The following is an 18039-nucleotide window of genomic DNA, read 5'->3' as shown; positions in this document are numbered from 1 at the left end:
GAGGGCACACCCAACAAGCTGCTGAAGACCGTCGAGTAACACAGCGTCAGGACCTCCGACCGGCAGCCGCCGCGCTCACCCCCACGGGGCGCGGCGGCCGTCCTATGGTGGCTTCATGACGACGTACGTGGCGCTGCTGCGCGGCATCAATGTGGGCGGGCACCGGAAGGTCCCCATGGCGGACCTGCGCACGCTCGTGGCGGAGCTGGGGCACGGGGACGTGCGGACGTACCTCCAGAGCGGAAACGCCGTATTCAGCAGCCCGTCGGACAACCCGGACGCCCTCACCACGGAGCTGGAGAAGGCCATCGAGGCCCACTTCGGCTTCACGGTCTCCTGCCTGGTGCGCAGCGGAACGTATCTGCGCGCCGTGGCCGACGCCTGTCCGTTCCGCACGGACACGCTGGAGGGCAAGCAGCTGCACGCCACCTTTCTTTCGGAGCAGGCCGGCCCCGAGCGGTTCGCCTCACTCGACCCCGCGGCGTTTCTGCCGGAGGAGTTCCGGCTCGGCGACCGGGTCATCTACCTGCACACCCCCGGCGGCCTCGGCCGCTCCAAACTCGCGGAGGCGCTCGCCCGCCCCGCGCTGCTGAAGGGCATCGACGCCACCACGCGCAACTGGAACACGGTCGTCAAGCTCGGGGAGATGTCCGCGCCCTGAGGCCGACGTTCACTGCCGACGGGAACGGTGCCGCCAGCTGAACCCGCCCGGCAGCCGCACCGACGCGCTGCGGTGGCCGTGGCTGTCCCGCGTGACATGGGCCCGGCGCGATCCGAACGTCACCGACCAGCCGCGATTGCTGACATTGAGGTGCACCAGTTTCGGGACGATCGTGATGCGCTTGTGGTAGTAGAACGACATATCGGCCTCCTTGCAGCCATCGTGCACCAGCGATCCCGCTCCGCTGTCACGGCGGGGCCACGGTTCTGTCACCGGATCCGGGCAGTGGAGTGATTCCGTACGAAAGAAATCTGTAACAAATCCATGATGCGAGACGGTGTCCGAGAATATTGACGGGGCCGAGAGCGGCTGCCATTCTCTCCGGTGTGAGTCAAGCTGACATTCTCGTAGAGCGCCTGCACGTCGATCTTCGACGTCACGCCAGCGCGCTCTGTGCCGTCGGCCGCTGAAGCGCGCCCCAGCTGACCCCTTTTCCCCCTCGCGTCCTCGTACTGAAGCGCACGGGGTGCGCTGAACCGTCTCCGGAGAATTCCCCGGCCGGTATTCCTTCTGCCCTCTCCCTGAATAGTCCGTGCGGTGGACCGCCCGGTTGTTCAGGTATTTCTCCGTACCCCGAAACGGAATGACTCATGACCTCCATCCTGGCTGTCTCCGGCAGCCCTTCCCTGAATTCGCGTACCGAATTGCTGGTCGAGCACGCCGTGGAACGGCTCTTTGTCGCCGGTTCGACGCCGACCATCTGAAGGTCCGTGAGCTGCCCGCCGCCGAACTGCTCTCCGGACGGGCCGACACTCCCGCCCTGCGCGCCGCCACCGACGTCGTGTCCGCCGCCGATGCGCTCATCGTCGCCACCCCCGTGTTCAAGGGCCGGCGGGCAAGCGTCCGGAGGGACACGCTCACACGGACCGGACCCGGCTGCCCCGCGCAGCCCACCGGCACCAGGACGTGACGACGATCAGCACACCCTCCCCCGGGCTCCGTCCGGGGGGACCCCCATCCAGCCGACACCGGCCACGAGGAGCAGCACTGGGCGCGGGTTTCCACCTCCACGCCCACGCCACCCCTCCACGATGGGCAAACCCGCGCCAGACACCACGTCTGACATGGGATCACTAAGCTCATCAGAGACGCTCAGCCACGACGCCGGCAAGGACCCGGAGGCCGACGCGTACGTCGGCACACCGACGATCCACCTCGACGGGACGCCGTTCTTCTGGCCCGTCCTCAGCTCGATCCCGCGCGGCGAGCAGGCGGCCCGGCTCTTCGACAGCGTACGGACGCTCGCCGGACACCCGGACTTCTTCGAGCTGAAGCGCACCCGGACAGGCAGCCTGGACTTCAGCCAGCGAGTGCCCGAACGGCTCGCGCCGGCACCCGCGCCTCGTCGTAGCGCTCCACCAGCAGCCGGGCCAGCTCCGGCGCCGGGCCGAGTACGTCCGCCGTGACGTCCGCACCCGCCTCCCGGGCACCGCGCGCGATGCGGTCGGGCAGGAACCCGGGTGCGATGACGTACGGCGCCACGGCGACCCGGCGTACGCCCTCGGCGCGCAGGGTGCGTACGGCGTCCTCCGTACGGGGAAGGGCAGCGGAGGCGAAAGCAGGCCGCACGGCGCACCAACCGGTGTGCCGCAGCTCCCGCGCGATTTCAGCGATCACTGCGATCGCCTCCGGGTCTGTGGAGCCCGCCGAGGCCAGGACCAGGCCCGTCGAGCGCTTGTCGCCGGGCGCCACCCCGGCCTCGTACAGCCGCCGCTGAAGGGCGGCGAGCAGCAGCGGGGACGGGCCCAGCACCTCAGCCTGGCTGATGCGCAGTTGGGGGAGCCGGGCCGATGCCTCGTGCAGGACGGCGGGGATGTCGGCCTTGGCGTGGAAGGCGCGGGTCAGCAGGAGCGGGAGCGCGACGACGTCCCGTTCTCCTTGGGCCGCGAGCCGCTCCAGGACCTGAGGCACGCTCGGCGCGTTGAAGTCCAGGAAGCCGGTCTCCACGCGCAGCCACGGCCGCAGCGACCGTACACGCCCGGTGAGGGCATGGACGGCCGCGGCGTGCCGCGGGTCGCGGCTGCCGTGGGCGATGACCAGGAGGGGCGGCGCGGAGCGCCTCCTTGGAAGGGTGGCGGCGGGCGACGGGAGGGCCGGGCGGTGCATGGCGGTCAGCTCTTCACGAGCAGGCCGCGGCCGCGCAGCACCGCGCGCTCCAGCGGGCTGAAGATCAGCAGGTCGATCGCGATGCCGACGATCAGGATCAGGAGGATGGCCAGGAACACGCCGGGCATGTCGAAGTTGTTGCGGCCGTTCTCCAGCAACTGGCCGAGTCCCAGGCCCAGCTCGGGTGAGGAGGCGATGATCTCGGCGGCCATCAGCGAACGCCAGGAGAACGCCCAGCCCTGCTTCAGGCCCGCCAGATAGCCGGGCAGCGCGGCCGGCATCACCACGTGCCAGGTCCCGCGCAGACCGGTGGCGCCCATGGTGCGCCCGGCCCGCAGGAACAGCGGGGGCACCTGGTCCACGCCGGAGACCAGGCCGTTGGCGATCGACGGAACGGCGCCGAGCAGGATCACCGTGTACATCATCGAGTCGTTGAGGCCGAGCCAGATCACCGCCGGCGGCACCCAGGCGACCGAGGGCAGCGACTGCAGGCCGGACAGGATCGGGCCGATCGCCGCGCGGATGAACCTCACCCGGGCGACCAGCAGTCCGAGCGGGGTGCCGATGGCAAGCGCGAGCAGGAAGCCGAGCAGACCTCGCGAGACGCTGGTCCACACGACTTCCAGCAGCGTGCCCTGCAGCCACATGGCGGAGACGCTGTCCCACACCGCGCCCGGCGGCGGCAGCTTGTAGTCCTCGGTGACCTTGGCCCAGACGAGCACCTGCCAGACGACGAGCACCAGGGCGACCGCCACCAGCGGCGGCAGCACCTTCTGCACCAGGACCTGGCGCACGGGGGTGCGGCGGATCTGTACGGCGTCCAGCGCGTCCAGGCCGGCTTCGAGCCCGGCCAGGTCGTCGGTCTTCGATGCTGTCTTCGCGACGTCGTCGCGGGCCTCAGTGCTGGCCATGGCGGCGGATCTCCCCACGCAGTTGTTCAGTGATCTCGAGGGACAGCTCCGCGACGGCGGCGTCCTCGATGCGGCGCGGCTGCGGGATGTCCACGGTCCACTCGTGCGCCACCCGGCCCGGCCGGGAGGACAGCAGCACCACCCGCTCAGCGAGCCGGACGGCCTCGCGGACGTTGTGGGTGACGAAGAGGACCGAGACGTTCGTCTCGCGCCAGATGCGGGTCAGCTCGTCGTGCAGTACGTCCCGCGTGATGGCGTCGAGCGCGGCGAACGGCTCGTCCATCAGCAGCAGTTCGCTGTCCTGGGCGAGCGCGCGGGCCAGCGCGACGCGCTGGCGCATACCGCCCGACAGCTCGTGCACCCGCTTGCGGTACGCGCCGCCGAGCCGGACGAGGTCCAGCAGCCGCTCGGCCTCCGGCCGGCGCTCCGCCTTCGGGACGCCGCGCAGGCGCAGCGCGAGTTCGATGTTCCTGCCCGCGGTGAGCCACGGGAAGAGGGCGTGCTCCTGGAACATCAGGGCCGGCCGGCCGCCGGGGGTCTCGATGGACCCGGCGGTCGGCCTGTCCAGCCCGGCGACCAGGTTGAGCAGGGTGGACTTTCCGCACCCGGAGGCTCCCAGGAGGGTGACGAACTCGCCCGGCGCGACATCGAGGGTGATGTCGTCCAGCACGAGCTGCTGACCGGCAGGTCCGGCGAAGGACTTCGAGACGTGCTCGATACGGGCGGCGTGCGACACGGTCGTGCCGCCCTCGGCAGCCTTGGCGATCGTGATGGCCATGGTCGTCACCTCCTGGGAATCCGGATGCGGGTGGTTGTTACTTGACGCCGAGACCGGCGTCGGCGGCCTCGGGCCGGCCGGCGGCCTTCAGCACCTTGTTGAGGAGCTTCAGGTCGTAGATGCCGGCCAGGTCGGGCTTCTCCAGCAGCCCCGCCTTGACCGCGTGCTGCGCCTGCGCGTCGAGCGTGGCGGCCAGCGGGTCATTGGTGATCTGGATGGACGGCCACGCCGGGTCGATGATCTTGGCGGCCAGTTCCTTGCCGGTCTCCGCCTTCAGAGCGGCGTTGGCCGAGGCCTTCGCCTGGTCCGGGTTGGCGTTGATCCACTCGTTGGTCTTCACCGTGCCCCGCAGGAACGCCTCGACAACGTCCGGGTGCTCGGTGAGGAACTTCTGCGACACGATGATGTTCGTGATCACGAACTTCTTGTCCGGCCACAGGGTGGACTCGTCGAGCAGCACCTTGCCGCCCTCGGAGACCAGCTTGGACGCGGTCGGCTCCGGCACCCATGCTCCGTCGATGGAGCCCGCCTTGTAGGCATCCGGGGTCACCTTGTTGTCCGAACGGACCACGGAGACGTCGCCCTTGCCGCTCTGGGCGTCGACCTTCCAGCCCTTCTCGGAGATCCAGTTGAGGAAGGCCACGTCCTGGGTGTTGCCCAGCTGCGGGGTGGCGATCTTCTTGCCCTTGAGGTCGTCCAGCGTCTTGATCTTGTCCGGGTTGACGACGAGCTTCACACCGCCCGAGGCGGAGCCGGAGATGATCCGCAGGTTCTGGCCCTTGGACTTGACGTACCCGTTGATGGCCGGAGAAGGGCCGATGAAGCCGATGTCGATGCTGCCCCCGTTGAGGGCCTCGATCTCGGACGGGCCGGCGTTGAAGGTCTGCGCGGCGAGCTTGGTGCCGCCCAGCTCCTTCTGGATCAGGCCCTCCTGGACGCCGACCAGCGCGGTGGCGTGCGTGAGGTTCGGGAAGTAACCGAGCTTCACCGTGTCAGCCGACAGCTTCTTGCCGTCGGCGGCCACATTGGCCTTCGTGTCGTCGTCGTTCGCCTGCGAGCCGTAGCCGCAGGAGGCGAGCGCGCCGATCAGCAGCGGCAGGGCGGCGGCAGCGACAACACCGCGGCGCAGGGTGGTACGGGTGGCAGGCACGGGAGGGTTTCCTCTCGCCAGGCCCGGTTCTTACGTCCTACGGGTGTTCCGGGACGCGGCCGGGGAGTCGGCAGGTTTTCGTCTGTACAGGTACGGCTCGTGGGGGGTGAGGGCGCGCAGGCAGTGCGCGTACGTCATCGCGCACATCGCCCCACCCCTCCCTGGCCGCTGCCGAGGACGCCGCTGCCGACGCGGCCGCCCTCCTTCGCGAAGGTGGAGAAGAAGTCACCTGTCATGACTAGAAGTCCCACCCCTCGTCGTCCTGTACGGGCTCGGCCTCGGCGGCGAACGAGTGGCCCGCCATGCCGGCCGCCAGCGTCGTACCGTCCGCCGGTTCGATGAGCAGGAACGATCCGGTACGCCGGGAGTCGGCGTACGCGTCGAGCGCGAGCGGCTCGGCGGTACGGACGAGGACCCGGCCGATGTCGTTGGCCACCAGCCGCCCCGGGGTTGGGTGCTGGGACAGGTCGTCGAGCGTCAGCCGGGACGGGATGTCCTTCACGATCGCCTTGACCGTACGGGTGGTGTGCTTGAGCAGCACCCGCTGGCCGACGGTGAGCGGCTGGTCCGCGACATGGCAGACGGTCGCCTCGACGTCCTGGGTGGCGGCCGGAAGGCTGGCGCTCGGCGCGATCAGGTCGCCGCGCGAGATGTCGATGTCGTCGGCAAGCCGCACGGTCACCGACTGCGGGGCCCAGGCGATGTCCACGCTGTGACCGAGCGCGTCGATGGCCTCGATCGTGCTCGTGCGGCCCGATGGCAGTACGGTCACGGCCTCGCCGACGCGCAGTACACCGGAGGCGATCTGGCCGGCGTAACCGCGGTAGTCGGGGTACTCGGCGGTCTGCGGACGGATCACGTACTGCACCGGGAAGCGGGCCGGGCTGGGGGCACCTCCCAGCGGTAGCCGGGGGATGGTCAGGTCGTGGCTGACCGGGACGGTCTCCAGGTGCTCCAGCACCGTGGGGCCGCCGTACCAGTCCATGTGCGCGGACGGCTCCACCACGTTGTCGCCGGCGAGTGCGGAGATCGGGATGGCAGTGATCTCCGGAACGCCCAACGAAGCGGCGTACGCGGTGAACTCCTCGGCGATGGCGGCGAAGACGGGCTCCTGGTAGTCGACCAGGTCCATCTTGTTGACGGCCAGGACGACATGCGGGACCCGCAGCAGGGCGGCGACCGCGGCGTGCCGGCGGGTCTGCTCGACCACACCGTTGCGGGCGTCGACCAGCACGACTGCCAGCTCGGCCGTCGAGGCGCCGGTGACCATGTTCCGTGTGTACTGCACATGACCGGGGGTGTCGGCCAGGATGAACCGGCGCCGCGCGGTGGCGAAGTAGCGGTACGCGACATCGATGGTGATGCCCTGCTCGCGCTCGGCCCGCAGGCCGTCGGTGAGCAGCGCCAGGTCCGGGGCGTCCTGGCCGCGCTTGATCGAGGCGGCCTCGACGGCCTCCAGCTGGTCGGTCAGCACCGACTTGGAGTCGTGCAGCAGCCGTCCCACGAGGGTGGACTTGCCGTCGTCGACGGACCCCGCGGTGGCGAACCGCAGCAGGGTGGTGGCCGCGGCCTGCTCGCTGATGCTCATGGGTAATCCCTCTGCTACATTCCGTGTTGGCCGCCGGGTCGGCGGTTGCAGCCTGTGGAGCTGGTGTAAGGCCTCGGCTTGGGTACGTCCCGGGGGCAGTCGGCTGCGAAGCAGGAAGCCCGGTGTGTGATCACCGGATCTCGCGGTCTGCGGGCGGTGGGAGAGGCCACTAGAAGTACCCCTCGCGTTTGCGGTCCTCCATTGCGGCCTCAGACATCTTGTCGTCGGCTCGCGTCGCACCTCGTTCGGTGAGGCGCGAGGCGGCGATCTCGGCGATCACGGCGTCGAGCGTGGTGGCGTCGGAGTCGACGGCGCCGGTGCAGGACATGTCGCCGACGGTGCGGTAGCGGACGAGACGGGACTCGACGGTCTCGCCGTCCTTGGGACCGCCCCACTCACCGGCGGTCAGCCACATGCCGCTGCGCTTGAAGACCTCGCGCTCGTGCGCGAAGTAGATCTCGGGGAGTTCGATTTCCTCCCGGTCGATGTACTGCCACACATCCAGCTCGGTCCAGTTGGACAGCGGGAAGACGCGGACGTGCTCGCCGGGCGCGTGCCGGCCGTTGTAGAGCTGCCACAGCTCCGGGCGCTGGCGGCGCGGGTCCCACTGCGAGAACTCGTCCCGCAGCGAGAACACCCGCTCCTTGGCGCGGGCCTTCTCCTCGTCGCGGCGGCCGCCGCCGAAGACGGCGTCGAACCGGTGCTGCTGGATCGCCTCGGTCAGCGGGACGGTCTGCAGCGGGTTGCGGGTGCCGTCGGGGCGCTCGCGCAGCTTGCCCGCGTCGATGTACTCCTGCACGGACGCGACGTGCAGGCGCAGTCCGTGCTTGGCCACCGTGCGGTCGCGGTACTCGAGGACCTCGGGGAAGTTGTGCCCGGTGTCGACGTGCAGCAGCGTGAACGGCACCGGCGCCGGCGCGAACGCCTTGAGCGCCAGGTGCAGCATGACGATGGAGTCCTTGCCGCCGGAGAAGAGGATCACCGGCCGCTCGAACTCGCCCGCCACCTCGCGGAAGATGTGCACCGCCTCGGACTCCAGGGCGTCCAGGTGCGACAGCGCGTACGGCGCGTCCGTGTCTTCGGTGAGAACGGTGGCGGTCGTCATGCCAGGCCCCTTTCAGTGAGCAGCGCTTGCAGCGCTGCCGCGGACTCCTGCACGGTCTGGGTGTGCGACTCGATCCGCACGTCCGGTGTCTCCGGGGCCTCGTACGGGTCGTCGACCCCGGTCAGCCCGGAGATCTCGCCGGCTGCCTGCTTGGCGTACAGGCCCTTCACATCGCGCTCGGAGCACACCTCGACCGGCGTGGCCACGTGCACCTCCAGGTACGCGGTGCCCTCACTCAGATGGCGCTTGCGGACGGCCTCGCGGCTGTCCGCGTACGGGGCGATGACCGGGACCAGCGCCTTCACGCCGTTGCTCGCCAGCAGTTCGGCGACGAAACCGATCCGCTGGACGTTGGTGTGCCGGTCCTCACGGGTGAAGCCGAGGCCCGCCGAGAGGAACTCGCGGATCTCGTCGCCGTCGAGCACCTCGACACGGTGGCCCTCCGCGCGCAGCCGGCCCGCCAGCTCGTACGCGATCGTGGTCTTGCCCGCGCTGGGCAGACCCGTGAGCCACACCGTGGCGCCAGTCAACTTCTTCTCCTGATCCGATCCGTTCGTGATCACGTCGCTCATCCGTGCAACCCGCATTCGGTCTTGTTCCGCCCCGCCCAGCGGCCGGACCGGGCGTCCTCGCCCTCCAGCACGCGCCGGGTGCAGGGCGCGCAGCCCACCGAGGCGTAACCGTCCATCAGCAGCGGGTTGGTGAGGACCCCGTGCTCCGCGACGTACGCGTCCACGTCGTCCTGCGTCCAGCGGGCGATCGGGGAGACCTTGACCTTCTGCCGCTTCTCGTCCCAGCCGACGACCGGAGTGTTGGCCCGGGTCGGGGACTCGTCGCGGCGCAGCCCGGTCGCCCACGCCTCGTACGCGGTCAGGCCCTCTTCGAGCGGCTTGACCTTGCGCAGCGCGCAGCACAGGTCCGGGTCGCGGTCGTGCAGCTTGGGGCCGTACTCCGCGTCCTGCTCGGCAACGGTCTGCCGCGGGGTGAGCGTGATGACGTTCACGTCCATCACGGCCTCGACCGCGTCCCGCGTGCCGATGGTCTCGGGGAAGTGGTAGCCGGTGTCCAGGAACACGACGTCCACGCCCGGCAAGGCCCGGGAGGCGAGGTGGGCGACCACCGCGTCCTCCATGGAGGAGGTGACGCAGAAACGCGCGCCGAACGTGTCGGCGGCCCACTTCAGGATGTCGAGCGGCGAGGCGTCCTCAAGGTCACGCCCCGCCTGCTCGGCGAGAGCCTTGAGGTCTCGCTGAGTCTGAACGGTCGTCATATCTCGTCCCCTGCATCGTCTTTGCGCTGAAGTCCGCGGGTCAGCAGCCCGAGGAACTTCAGTTGGAAGGCTCGATTGCAGGCTGCGCATTCCCACGCGCCGTGGCCCTGCTCGTTCGGACGCAGGTCCTCGTCGCCGCAGTAGGGGCAGTAGAAGGGCGCGGCACGCTCGCTCACGAGAGGGCCTCCTCGGACGCCCGCGCCGCCCAGGTGGCGAAGCGCTCGCCGTCCTCGCGCTCCTTCTGGAAGCGCGTGAGGACCCGCTCGACGTAGTCGGGCAGTTCGGCCGAGGTGACCTTCAGGCCTCGGACCTTGCGGCCGAAGCCGGCCTCGAGGCCCAGCGCGCCGCCCAGGTGGACCTGGAAGCCCTCCACCTGGTTGCCGTCGTCGTCCAGGACCAGCTGGCCCTTGAGACCGATGTCCGCGACCTGGATACGGGCGCAGGCGTTCGGGCAGCCGTTGATGTTGATGGTGATCGGCTGGTCGAAGTCGGGGATACGGCGTTCGAGCTCGTCGATCAGCGAGGCTCCGCGCGCCTTGGTCTCGACGATCGCCAGCTTGCAGAACTCGATGCCGGTGCAGGCCATCGTGCCGCGCCGGAACGGGGACGGGTTGACCCGCAGGTCCAGCGCCTCGAGGCCCTCGACGAGCGACTCGACCTGCGACTCCTCGATGTCGAGCACGATCATCTTCTGCTCGACGGTGGTGCGCAGCCGCCCCGACCCGTGGGCCTCGGCCAGTTCGGCGATCTTCGTCAGGAGAGTGCCGTCGACCCGGCCGACGCGCGGCGCGAACCCGACGTAGAAGCGGCCGTCCTGCTGCCGGTGCACACCGACGTGGTCGCGCCACTGCTGTACGGGCTGCTCGGGCGCGGGGCCGTCGACCAGCGTGCGGCTGAGGTACTCGTCCTCCAGGACCTGGCGGAACTTCTCCGCACCCCAGTCGGCGACCAGGAACTTCAGCCGGGCGCGGGTGCGCAGCCGGCGGTAGCCGTAGTCGCGGAAGATCGAGATGACGCCGGTGTAGACGTCGGGCACCTCGTCGAGGGGAACCCATGCGCCCAGCCGGACGCCGATCTTGGGGTTGGTGGAGAGACCGCCGCCGACCCAGAGGTCGAAGCCGGGGCCGTGCTCGGGGTGGTTCACGCCGACGAAGGCGATGTCGTTGATCTCGTGTGCCACGTCCAGCAGCGGCGATCCGGAGATCGCCGACTTGAACTTGCGCGGCAGGTTGGAGAAGTCCTTGTTGCCGACGATCCGGCGGGAGATCTCGTCGATGGCCGGGGTGCCGTCGATGATCTCGTCCTCGGCGATGCCCGCGACGGGCGAGCCGAGGACGACACGCGGGGTGTCACCGCACGCCTCGGTCGTGGAGAGCCCCACGGCCTCCAGCCGGTTCCAGATCTCCGGGACGTCCTCGATCCGGATCCAGTGGTACTGGACGTTCTGCCGGTCGGTGATGTCGGCGGTCCCGCGCGCGAACTCCTGGGAGATCTCGCCGATGACGCGGAGCTGCTCGGTGGTCAGCCGGCCGCCGTCGATCCGGACACGCAGCATGAAGAACTCGTCGTCCAGCTCCTCCGGCTCCAGGATCGCGGTCTTGCCGCCGTCGATCCCGGGCTTGCGCTGGGTGTACAGACCCCACCAGCGCATACGCCCGCGCAGGTCGTTGGGGTCGATCGAGTCGAAGCCCGCCTTGGAGTAGATCGTCTCAATGCGTGTCCGCACATTGAGACCGTCGTCGTCCTTCTTGAACTGCTCATTGCCGTTGAGGGGCGTGAAGTGGCCTACGGCCCACTGGCCTTCGCCACGGTGGCGTCCGGCCTTGCGGCGGGAGGTGGCAGCAGTCGGCTGTTCGGGGCTGGCGGCCATGGTGTTACGTCCTTCTAGTGGCGGCAAGGAGGGCGGATCGGCGACGACGTTACCCCTGTACCCGACCTGACCTGCGAAAACGCTGGCAGATGGGGCATGGCGAAGCGCTCGCCCGCGTGGGCAGAGCTGTCTTGTGCTCCAGGGGATCGACGCGTCCGCGGCGGCGGGGACGGCGATGTGTGCGGCGGTGCTGGTTCGATCAGCAGGCCGGACAGATGGCGCTGGACATGCGGCCGAGGTCGACGTGCCGCCGACTCACCAAGGCAATTCCAGCTGTAGACATGACGGAAGCGTGTCACGCAGGTCTCGGGGCAGTCCACCGCTATCCATCATGTGGACACGATCGTCCCAAAATGCGGGACGATGTGCCGTGCGTCACATGATCACGCGCCGGGCCAGGGACCCGGCGTCTCGACCTCCGGCTCCTGCGAGGTCTTCGTGTCGAAGAGCCGGAAGCCGCGGCGCAGGTAGTTGTCCATGGCGTGCGGGCCGTCCTTGCTGCAGGTGTGCAGCCATACCCGCTTCGTCGGCGCCAGCCCCGGCCAGCGCTCCGCCAGGTCCCAGGCGCGTGCCGTCCCGTACGACAGCAGATGACCGCCGATCCGGCGGCCCCGGAACGCCGGGATCAGGCCGAAGTACACGATCTCGACGGCGCCCTCGTCCTGCGCCTCCAGCTCGACGTATCCGGCCGGGGTGCCCCGGTCGTACGCCACCCAGGTCTCGGTCCCCGGCTTCGCCAGCGCCTCCTGCCACTGCTGGTGGCGCAGGCTCAGCCGGTCGGTCCAGCGGATGTCGCCGCCGACGGCGGTGTAGAGAAAGCGGCTGAACTCGGGGGAGGGAACCCCGGCGCGGACGACGGTGATGTCCGCGCCGGGCTCGGCGGCCGGCCGGAGATCCGCGGGCGAGGTCTGCTCCAGGGACCAGGTGGTCACAGTGATGCTCATGTATGCCAGAGAATCACGCGTCCGCGTCCCGCTCCAAGGTGGGCCGGGTCACTGAGTCGCCAGGTCACTCGGTCACCGGGTCACCGGTCACCGGGCCACGGCACCGGCCGCCCCGCGGTGCGGGCCCGTATCACCGCCGGAGCCGTCGAGTGCGGCAGCAGGTTCGCCGGGTGGTCCGGCTGGATCACCTCGACCTGTACGTCCTCGGTGAAGCGGTACGGACGGTGGGCGAGCACCCCGGCGAGGGTGCGCCGCATCCGGGACAGCTCGGCGCGCACGGTGACCGTACGCGTCGGGTCCCCGAAGATGCCCTCGGCCAGCTCGGCCGCCGACCAGCCGGCGCGGTTCATGGCCAGCAGGAACAGCAACTCCGCGTGGCGTGGGCTCAGCTCCTGGCTCCAGCTGCCCGCCGCGCCGGACACGGTGGCCGACCACCGCCGCGGCCGGCTCACATCCAGTACGAGCCTGCTGACCGCGCCGGCGGGCCGGGCGTCCTCGATCCGCACCAGCCAGCCGCCGGGCAGCGGCTCCACCGTGCAGTCGCCGAGCGCGGGCAGCCAGACGCGGCCCGGCCCGAACGACTTGGGCAGCGGCAGCCGGTCCGGCGGCAGCATGCCGGTGACCGCCGCCGGCCAGCCGTGCGGGTCGACGGCGAGCGCCCGGCCGGACAGCCGGCACAGCACCGGCGCCGCCACGGTCCGCAGCCGCTCGAGGGACATCAGATGCCGGTTCCGCAGCTCGCTCTCCGCCAGCCGGGCCACCGAGGCGACCCAGGTCAGCGTGGCCGGGTGCATGGTGGCGAGCGGACCGCTCACATCGATCACGCCGAGCAGCCGCCCGTCGCGCGGGTCATGGACGGGCGCTCCGGCGCAGGTCCAGTCGTGATGGGTGCTGACGAAGTGCTCGGCCGAGAAGACCTGCAGCGGACGCCTCGCCACCAGCGTCGTGCCGACCCCGTTCGTGCCGACCAGGTCCTCGTCCCAGTCGGCGCCCACCTCAAAGCCGAGCCGGTCCGCCTTCCTGAGTATCGAGGCGTGGCCCTCACGCCACAGCAGCCGCCCCTCGGCGTCCGACACCACCATGATGTGCAGGGTCTCGTCGACCGCGGGCAGCAGCCCCTCGCGCAGGACCGGCAGGATGTCGCGCAGCGGCGAGGACTGCCGCCGCCGCTCGGTCTCCTCCACGGTGAGCAGATGCACGCGAGCGCCCCGGTCGGGGTCGACCCCGCTGCTCAGCATCCGCCGCCACGACTCGCCGATCTCCGGGCGAGGGGCGGCGGGCGGCTGTTTCCCGGCGAGGGCGGCCGCTCGTACGCCCTTGAGCAGCTGAGCCGCCCGGCGGGCGTCCACGGCGGCGAGCCTGGTCAGGTCGAGAGATGTGTTCGTCACCGGATCCTCCCCGGAATGGCCCCGGAATCAGCCGGTCTTCATCCTGCCGTTCACGGACGGGCTGCGACGGCTGTTTCTTCGCACAACGGTTGCAACTGTTTGCAACTCTCGCCAGAGGCGGGCAGTTGGCCGAAGGTGGCGTAACGCCGTTCGAACGGCGGGCCGGCTCCCTCATACGGGGCGGTGAGGCCGGGGTGGTGCCGTGTCGGCGCAGCACCACCCCGTTCTCCTTTCAGCGCTGTCAGGCCGGACGGCGGGTCAGATCTCCACCCGCGCCCGGTCGACGACCGAGGCCAGGTCCAGGGTGTGCGGCAGCGTCCCGAAGGCCGTACCCCAGTCCCCGCCCAGCCGCGAGGCGCAGAACGCGTCCGCCACCTCCGAGGGTGCCCAGCGCACCAGCAGCGACCCCTGGAGCACCAGCGCCATCCGTTCGACCAGCCGCCGGGCCCTGGCCTCGATGCCGTCCAGATCGGCGAGTTCGGTCAGCAGGTTCTTGATCGCGGCGTCCAGCCGGTGGTCGGCGCCGCGAGCCTGCCCTACCTCCCGCAGGAAGGCGTTCAGCGCCTGCGGCTCCCTCTGGAGGGCGCGCAGCACGTCCAGCGCCTGTACGTTCCCCGAGCCCTCCCAGATCGAGTTCAGCGGGGACTCGCGCAGCAGCCGAGGCATCCCGGATTCCTCGACGTAGCCGTTGCCGCCGAGGCACTCCAGCGCCTCCGCCGCGACCGGCGTACACCGCTTGGTCACCCAGTACTTGGCCATCGGCACCGCCAGCCTGAGGAAGGCCCGGTCCTGCTCGCTGTCTGTGCTCTGGACGTCGTCCTGGGCGGCCGCGAGCCGCAGCGCGAGCGTCGTCGCCGCCTCCGACTCCAGGGCCAGATCGGCCAGTACGTTCCGCATCAGCGGCTTGTCGATCAGCTTCCCGCCGAAGGCGCTGCGGTGTGCCGCGTGGTGCACCGCCTGGGTCACGGACTGGCGCATCAGCGCGGCCGAACCGAGCACGCAGTCCAGCCGGGTCGCGGCCACCATCTCAATGATCGTGCGCACCCCCCGGCCCTCCTCGCCGACCCGGCGCGCCCGGGTGCCGTCGAACTCCACCTCGCCCGACGCGTTGGACCGGTTGCCGAGCTTGTCCTTCAGGCGCTGGATCGCGAAGACGTTGCGGGTCCCGTCGGGCAGCACCCGTGGCACCAGGAAGCAGGTCAGGCCCCCGGCGGCCTGCGCCAGGACCAGGAAGCCGTCGGACATCGGGGCGGAACAGAACCACTTGTGCCCGGTCAGCAGGTACTCGCCGGCGGCGCCGCTCAGCGGCTCGGCGCGCGTCGTGTTGGACCGGACGTCGCTGCCGCCCTGCTTCTCCGTCATGCCCATCCCGAAGAGCACTCCCGGCTTGTCCGCCGCCGGGCGCAGCTCCTCGTCGTACACGTGGGAGGTCAGCCGAGGCTCCCACTCCGCCGCCAGCTCCGGATCGGCGCGCAGCGCGGGCACCGCCGCATGTGTCATCGACAGTGGGCAGCCGTGGCCCGCCTCGGCCTGTGTCCAGACCACGAAGCCCGCCGCGCGGCGCAGATGGCCGGACGGCCTTCCCCAGGCGTCGGTGAGGCCCGCGGCCACCGCGTGCCCGAGCAGCCGGTGCCAGGACGGATGGAACTCGACCTCGTCGATCCGGTTCCCGTACCGGTCGTGGGTGCGCAGTCGGGGCGGATTCTCGTTGGCCAGTACGCCCCATTCCTGGGCCTGCGCGGAGCCGGCCGCCACACCGAGTTCGCCGAGCTCCGTTCGTACGGTGTCGAGGAGTTCGGGGTCTTCGGGCGGAAGATGCCGTTCCACGCCCTCCACCAGGGCCCGGTCCGCGCCGTAGACGTCGTATCCGACCAGGGGCGGAGCCTGGTTGGTGACGGTGTGGGTGGTGGGTGCCATGCCGATACGGTAAGGACGTGCAGCCAGCAAATGAAACACCCGAGCGGCCACCGGGCCGGCTCCACCGGGCCCGAGCCCTGTACCGCAATGTCTCCAAGCGACGAATGGGCTGGCTGCTGCTGAAGGACACCGTCGACTCGTGCATCGAGTACCGCATCCTGGGCCTCGCGGCCGAGGCGGCGTTCTTCACCCTGCTGTCCCTGCCGCCGCTCTTCCTCAGCCTGATCGGACTGCTCGGATACGTCGACGGCTGGACCAACACCTCCACCGTCGCCGGCATCGAGGAGAACATCCTCAACGCCGTCGGCACGGTCCTCTCCGACCGGGGCGTCAACGACATCGCCAAGCCCCTGCTGGACGACGTCACCAAGCGCGGCCGTCCCGATCTGATCTCCCTCGGCTTCGCCTTCGCGCTCTGGTCCGGCTCCCGGGCGGTTAACGTCTTCATCGACACCATCACCGTGATGTACGGCCTCGACGGGCACCGCGGCATCGTCAAGACCCGGCTGCTCGCCTTCCTGCTGTACATCGTCGCCCTGGTGATCGGCGCCGTGGTGCTGCCGCTGATGGTCGTCGGCCCCGACGCGGTGGTGAAGCTCGTCCCCTGGGGCACCGAGCTGGTCAGCGTCCTGTACTGGCCCACGGTGACCCTGCTGTCCATCGCGTTCCTCACCACGCTGTACCACGTGTCCGTACCGGTGCGTTCGCCGTGGATCGAGGACGTGCCGGGCGCGCTGGTCGCCCTCGCCATGTGGGTGCTGGGCAGCTTCCTGCTGCGTATCTACCTGACCAACACGGTGGAGGGCCCGACGATCTACGGCTCGCTCGCCGCCCCCGTCGCCGTGCTCCTGTGGATCGGCATCTCCGCCTTCGCCGTCCTGGTCGGCGCGGCGGTCAACGCCGCGATCGACCGGGTCTGGCCGTCGGTCGCCACCGCCGCCGCCCGTGCCGCGAACGAGCGGGTCCGGGCCGCTCAGGCCGCCGCACTCCTGGCCCGCGCGGAGGCGGCCCGTGCCGCGTCGGGGGACGAGGACGACGAGGACGGGCCCGGCGACATGCCCTCCGAGTTCCCGGAGCGCTGGTCGAAGTTCCTGCCGCCGGACGACGTCTCCGCCCGCCTGCGCAAGGAGCGCAACGCGCCGCATCGCGACTAACGTCGCTCTCGTGTACGAGGAGTGGTCGTCGCGGGTGCCCGGGGCCGTCGTGTGGACGCGTACCGCGCCGGGCGGGGTGGTCACGTATCCCGTACTGCCCGACGGCTGTATGGACCTGCTGTGGACCGAGGGGCGGCTGCTCGTCGCCGGGCCCGACACCCGCGCCCACCCGGCGGGCGAAGTCCCGGGAACCCGGTACGCCGGCGTCCGTTTCGCCCCAGGCACCGGCCCCGCCCTGCTCGGCGTACCGGCGCACGAACTGCGCGACCGGCGCGTCGCCCTGGCCGACCTGTGGTCCGGCGCCCAGACGCGCCGGCTCACCGAGCGGATCGACGAAGCCGAGGATCCGGCCGCGGTGCTGGAGGCCGTGGCGCTGCGGCGGGCGGCGGACGCGGAGCCGCCCGACCCGGCGCTGCGCGCCGTCGTCGCCGCGCTGGACGCCGGGCACAGCGTCGCCGCCACCGCGCGGAGCGTGGGCCTGGGCGCGCGCCAGCTGCACCGCCGCTCGCTCGCCGCCTTCGGCTACGGGCCCAAGACGCTGGCCCGCGTCCTGCGCCTGCAGCGCGCGCTGGCGCTGGCCCGGTCCGGGATGCCGTACGCGGAGGTGGCGCTCGCCGCGGGCTGCGCCGATCAGCCGCACCTCGCCCGTGAGCTGCGGGAGCTGGCCGGCACCACGCTGGGCGACTATGTGGCGGCGGCAAACAGCGAGACCCCGCAGCCGTCCGGGTCGAGCACCACCGCATAGCGCTGCCCCCAGAAGGCGTCCCAGGGCTTCAGATGCCCCTGGTGCCCGGCCTCGACGAGCGAGTCGTACGTGGCGTCGACCTCGGCGGGGCTGTCACAGACGAAGGCGAGCCCGATCCGGTCGACGCCCTGCGGCCGGGTCCAGCCGGGATCGAACGAGCGGATGACCTCCTCGGTGTCCCAGGCGATTCGCAGCCCGCCGGGCAGCGTCGCTTCGACGTGGGGCTCGGTGTCGGCGCCGGCCGGGATGTCGAGGCCGAGCCGACGGTAGAAGGCAAGGGAGGCGGCCATGTCGGAGACGACCAGGCCGACCACATCGAGTCGTGGAGTCATACCGCAAAGCTAGGCGGGCCGCGCGCCGCCGGTCTTGTACGAATCGGTCACGCGGCGGGT

21 protein-coding genes and 1 pseudogene are annotated in these 18039 nt (G+C 70.6%); 6 read left to right on the top strand and 16 right to left on the bottom strand.

The window, feature by feature from the left end; translation table 11 throughout:
* The first annotated feature begins 115 nt into the window (after positions 1–115).
* On the top strand, positions 116–661 hold the full coding sequence (locus NLX86_RS22945) for a DUF1697 domain-containing protein (protein WP_254373650.1): 546 nt from the start codon (positions 116–118) through the stop codon (positions 659–661).
* Positions 662–670: 9 nt separating this feature from the next.
* Here NLX86_RS22945 and NLX86_RS22940 read toward each other — a convergent pair whose 3' ends face one another.
* Complete coding sequence (locus NLX86_RS22940; RefSeq protein WP_254373649.1) at positions 671–862, bottom strand: DUF4236 domain-containing protein; 192 nt, start codon at positions 860–862, stop codon at positions 671–673.
* A 185-nt stretch (positions 863–1047) separates the two neighbouring features.
* Between NLX86_RS22940 and NLX86_RS35135 the strand changes: the two genes are divergently transcribed.
* The 3 genes and pseudogenes from NLX86_RS35135 to NLX86_RS22930 form a co-directional block, all read left to right on the top strand.
* Positions 1048–1131, top strand: a complete 84-nt coding sequence (locus NLX86_RS35135; protein ID WP_374213941.1) for a putative leader peptide — start codon at positions 1048–1050, stop codon at positions 1129–1131.
* Positions 1132–1311: 180 nt separating this feature from the next.
* Positions 1312–1425 (top strand): NAD(P)H-dependent oxidoreductase, encoded by a 114-nt coding sequence (locus NLX86_RS22935; RefSeq protein ID WP_254373648.1) that lies wholly within the window; start codon positions 1312–1314, stop codon positions 1423–1425.
* Positions 1426–1815: 390 nt separating this feature from the next.
* A pseudogene (locus NLX86_RS22930) lies at positions 1816–2022 on the top strand (disulfide bond formation protein DsbA); the annotation flags it as partial.
* On the opposite strand, the gene NLX86_RS22925 reads toward NLX86_RS22930, so the two are convergent.
* The 14 genes from NLX86_RS22925 to NLX86_RS22865 form a co-directional block, all read right to left on the bottom strand.
* Positions 2021–2827, bottom strand: a complete 807-nt coding sequence (locus NLX86_RS22925; RefSeq protein WP_254373647.1) for a sirohydrochlorin chelatase — start codon at positions 2825–2827, stop codon at positions 2021–2023. The pseudogene NLX86_RS22930 and the gene NLX86_RS22925 sit on opposite strands and share 2 nt — an antisense overlap.
* Before the next feature lie 5 nt (positions 2828–2832).
* Positions 2833–3738, bottom strand: coding sequence for an ABC transporter permease (locus tag NLX86_RS22920; protein WP_254373646.1), 906 nt, complete (start codon positions 3736–3738; stop codon positions 2833–2835).
* A complete protein-coding gene (locus NLX86_RS22915) occupies positions 3725–4516 on the bottom strand; it encodes an ABC transporter ATP-binding protein (RefSeq protein WP_254373645.1) in 792 nt (263 codons plus the stop codon). The genes NLX86_RS22920 and NLX86_RS22915 overlap by 14 nt, the downstream gene beginning before the upstream one ends.
* Positions 4517–4553: 37 nt before the next feature.
* The gene (locus tag NLX86_RS22910; protein WP_254373644.1) at positions 4554–5666 is read right to left on the bottom strand and encodes an aliphatic sulfonate ABC transporter substrate-binding protein; all 1113 of its coding nucleotides are present in this window, start codon (positions 5664–5666) and stop codon (positions 4554–4556) included.
* Between the two features lie 238 nt (positions 5667–5904).
* On the bottom strand, positions 5905–7254 hold the full coding sequence (locus NLX86_RS22905; RefSeq protein WP_254373643.1) for a sulfate adenylyltransferase subunit 1: 1350 nt from the start codon (positions 7252–7254) through the stop codon (positions 5905–5907).
* Positions 7255–7423: 169 nt separating this feature from the next.
* On the bottom strand, positions 7424–8359 hold the full coding sequence (gene cysD / locus NLX86_RS22900) for a sulfate adenylyltransferase subunit CysD (RefSeq protein ID WP_254373642.1): 936 nt from the start codon (positions 8357–8359) through the stop codon (positions 7424–7426).
* Positions 8356–8931 (bottom strand): adenylyl-sulfate kinase, encoded by a 576-nt coding sequence (cysC, locus tag NLX86_RS22895; protein WP_254373641.1) that lies wholly within the window; start codon positions 8929–8931, stop codon positions 8356–8358. The genes cysD and cysC overlap by 4 nt, the downstream gene beginning before the upstream one ends.
* Positions 8928–9629, bottom strand: a complete 702-nt coding sequence (locus NLX86_RS22890) for a phosphoadenylyl-sulfate reductase (protein ID WP_254373640.1) — start codon at positions 9627–9629, stop codon at positions 8928–8930. The genes cysC and NLX86_RS22890 overlap by 4 nt, the downstream gene beginning before the upstream one ends.
* Positions 9626–9805, bottom strand: coding sequence for a hypothetical protein (locus NLX86_RS22885; protein WP_254373639.1), 180 nt, complete (start codon positions 9803–9805; stop codon positions 9626–9628). The genes NLX86_RS22890 and NLX86_RS22885 overlap by 4 nt, the downstream gene beginning before the upstream one ends.
* The gene (locus NLX86_RS22880) at positions 9802–11499 is read right to left on the bottom strand and encodes a nitrite/sulfite reductase (protein ID WP_254373638.1); all 1698 of its coding nucleotides are present in this window, start codon (positions 11497–11499) and stop codon (positions 9802–9804) included. The genes NLX86_RS22885 and NLX86_RS22880 overlap by 4 nt, the downstream gene beginning before the upstream one ends.
* Positions 11500–11698: 199 nt before the next feature.
* On the bottom strand, positions 11699–11782 hold the full coding sequence (locus tag NLX86_RS35130; RefSeq protein WP_366077175.1) for a putative leader peptide: 84 nt from the start codon (positions 11780–11782) through the stop codon (positions 11699–11701).
* 100 nt (positions 11783–11882) lie between these two features.
* On the bottom strand, positions 11883–12443 hold the full coding sequence (locus NLX86_RS22875) for a GNAT family N-acetyltransferase (RefSeq protein WP_254373637.1): 561 nt from the start codon (positions 12441–12443) through the stop codon (positions 11883–11885).
* 80 nt (positions 12444–12523) lie between these two features.
* A complete protein-coding gene (locus NLX86_RS22870; RefSeq protein WP_254373636.1) occupies positions 12524–13831 on the bottom strand; it encodes a GAF domain-containing protein in 1308 nt (435 codons plus the stop codon).
* A 258-nt stretch (positions 13832–14089) separates the two neighbouring features.
* Positions 14090–15748, bottom strand: coding sequence for an acyl-CoA dehydrogenase family protein (locus NLX86_RS22865; RefSeq protein ID WP_254373635.1), 1659 nt, complete (start codon positions 15746–15748; stop codon positions 14090–14092).
* 17 nt (positions 15749–15765) lie between these two features.
* On the opposite strand from NLX86_RS22865, the gene NLX86_RS22860 reads away from it, so the two are divergent.
* A complete protein-coding gene (locus NLX86_RS22860) occupies positions 15766–16902 on the top strand; it encodes a YihY/virulence factor BrkB family protein (RefSeq protein WP_254373634.1) in 1137 nt (378 codons plus the stop codon).
* Between the two features lie 10 nt (positions 16903–16912).
* Positions 16913–17647, top strand: a complete 735-nt coding sequence (locus tag NLX86_RS22855) for a helix-turn-helix transcriptional regulator (RefSeq protein WP_254373633.1) — start codon at positions 16913–16915, stop codon at positions 17645–17647.
* On the opposite strand, the gene NLX86_RS22850 is transcribed toward NLX86_RS22855, so the two are convergent.
* Positions 17587–17979 carry a VOC family protein gene (locus tag NLX86_RS22850; RefSeq protein WP_254373632.1) on the bottom strand — a complete coding sequence of 131 codons (393 nt, stop codon included), beginning with the start codon at positions 17977–17979 and terminating at the stop codon, positions 17587–17589. The genes NLX86_RS22855 and NLX86_RS22850 overlap by 61 nt on opposite strands.
* Positions 17980–18039 lie beyond the last annotated feature (60 nt).

This window comes from Streptomyces sp. A3M-1-3 (assembly GCF_024213665.1).
Taxonomy (GTDB): Bacteria; Actinomycetota; Actinomycetes; order Streptomycetales; family Streptomycetaceae; genus Streptomyces.
The sequence above is the reverse complement of the archived record's forward strand: the minus strand, read 5'-3'. Positions and strand labels throughout refer to the sequence as shown.

Excerpts from the sequence above, each read along its gene's own strand:
- NLX86_RS22945 (WP_254373650.1), top strand. The coding sequence starts at position 116 with ATGACGACGTACGTGGCGCTGCTGCGCGGCATCAATGTGGGCGGGCAC.
- NLX86_RS22940 (WP_254373649.1), bottom strand. The coding sequence starts at position 862 with ATGTCGTTCTACTACCACAAGCGCATCACGATCGTCCCGAAACTGGTG.
- NLX86_RS22935 (WP_254373648.1), top strand. The coding sequence starts at position 1,312 with ATGACCTCCATCCTGGCTGTCTCCGGCAGCCCTTCCCTGAATTCGCGT.
- NLX86_RS22925 (WP_254373647.1), bottom strand. The coding sequence starts at position 2,827 with ATGCACCGCCCGGCCCTCCCGTCGCCCGCCGCCACCCTTCCAAGGAGG.
- NLX86_RS22920 (WP_254373646.1), bottom strand. The coding sequence starts at position 3,738 with ATGGCCAGCACTGAGGCCCGCGACGACGTCGCGAAGACAGCATCGAAG.
- NLX86_RS22915 (WP_254373645.1), bottom strand. The coding sequence starts at position 4,516 with ATGGCCATCACGATCGCCAAGGCTGCCGAGGGCGGCACGACCGTGTCG.
- NLX86_RS22905 (WP_254373643.1), bottom strand. The coding sequence starts at position 7,254 with ATGAGCATCAGCGAGCAGGCCGCGGCCACCACCCTGCTGCGGTTCGCC.
- cysD (WP_254373642.1), bottom strand. The coding sequence starts at position 8,359 with ATGACGACCGCCACCGTTCTCACCGAAGACACGGACGCGCCGTACGCG.
- cysC (WP_254373641.1), bottom strand. The coding sequence starts at position 8,931 with ATGAGCGACGTGATCACGAACGGATCGGATCAGGAGAAGAAGTTGACT.
- NLX86_RS22890 (WP_254373640.1), bottom strand. The coding sequence starts at position 9,629 with ATGACGACCGTTCAGACTCAGCGAGACCTCAAGGCTCTCGCCGAGCAG.
- NLX86_RS22880 (WP_254373638.1), bottom strand. The coding sequence starts at position 11,499 with ATGGCCGCCAGCCCCGAACAGCCGACTGCTGCCACCTCCCGCCGCAAG.
- NLX86_RS35130 (WP_366077175.1), bottom strand. The coding sequence starts at position 11,782 with ATGTCTACAGCTGGAATTGCCTTGGTGAGTCGGCGGCACGTCGACCTC.
- NLX86_RS22875 (WP_254373637.1), bottom strand. The coding sequence starts at position 12,443 with ATGAGCATCACTGTGACCACCTGGTCCCTGGAGCAGACCTCGCCCGCG.
- NLX86_RS22865 (WP_254373635.1), bottom strand. The coding sequence starts at position 15,748 with ATGGCACCCACCACCCACACCGTCACCAACCAGGCTCCGCCCCTGGTC.
- NLX86_RS22850 (WP_254373632.1), bottom strand. The coding sequence starts at position 17,979 with ATGACTCCACGACTCGATGTGGTCGGCCTGGTCGTCTCCGACATGGCC.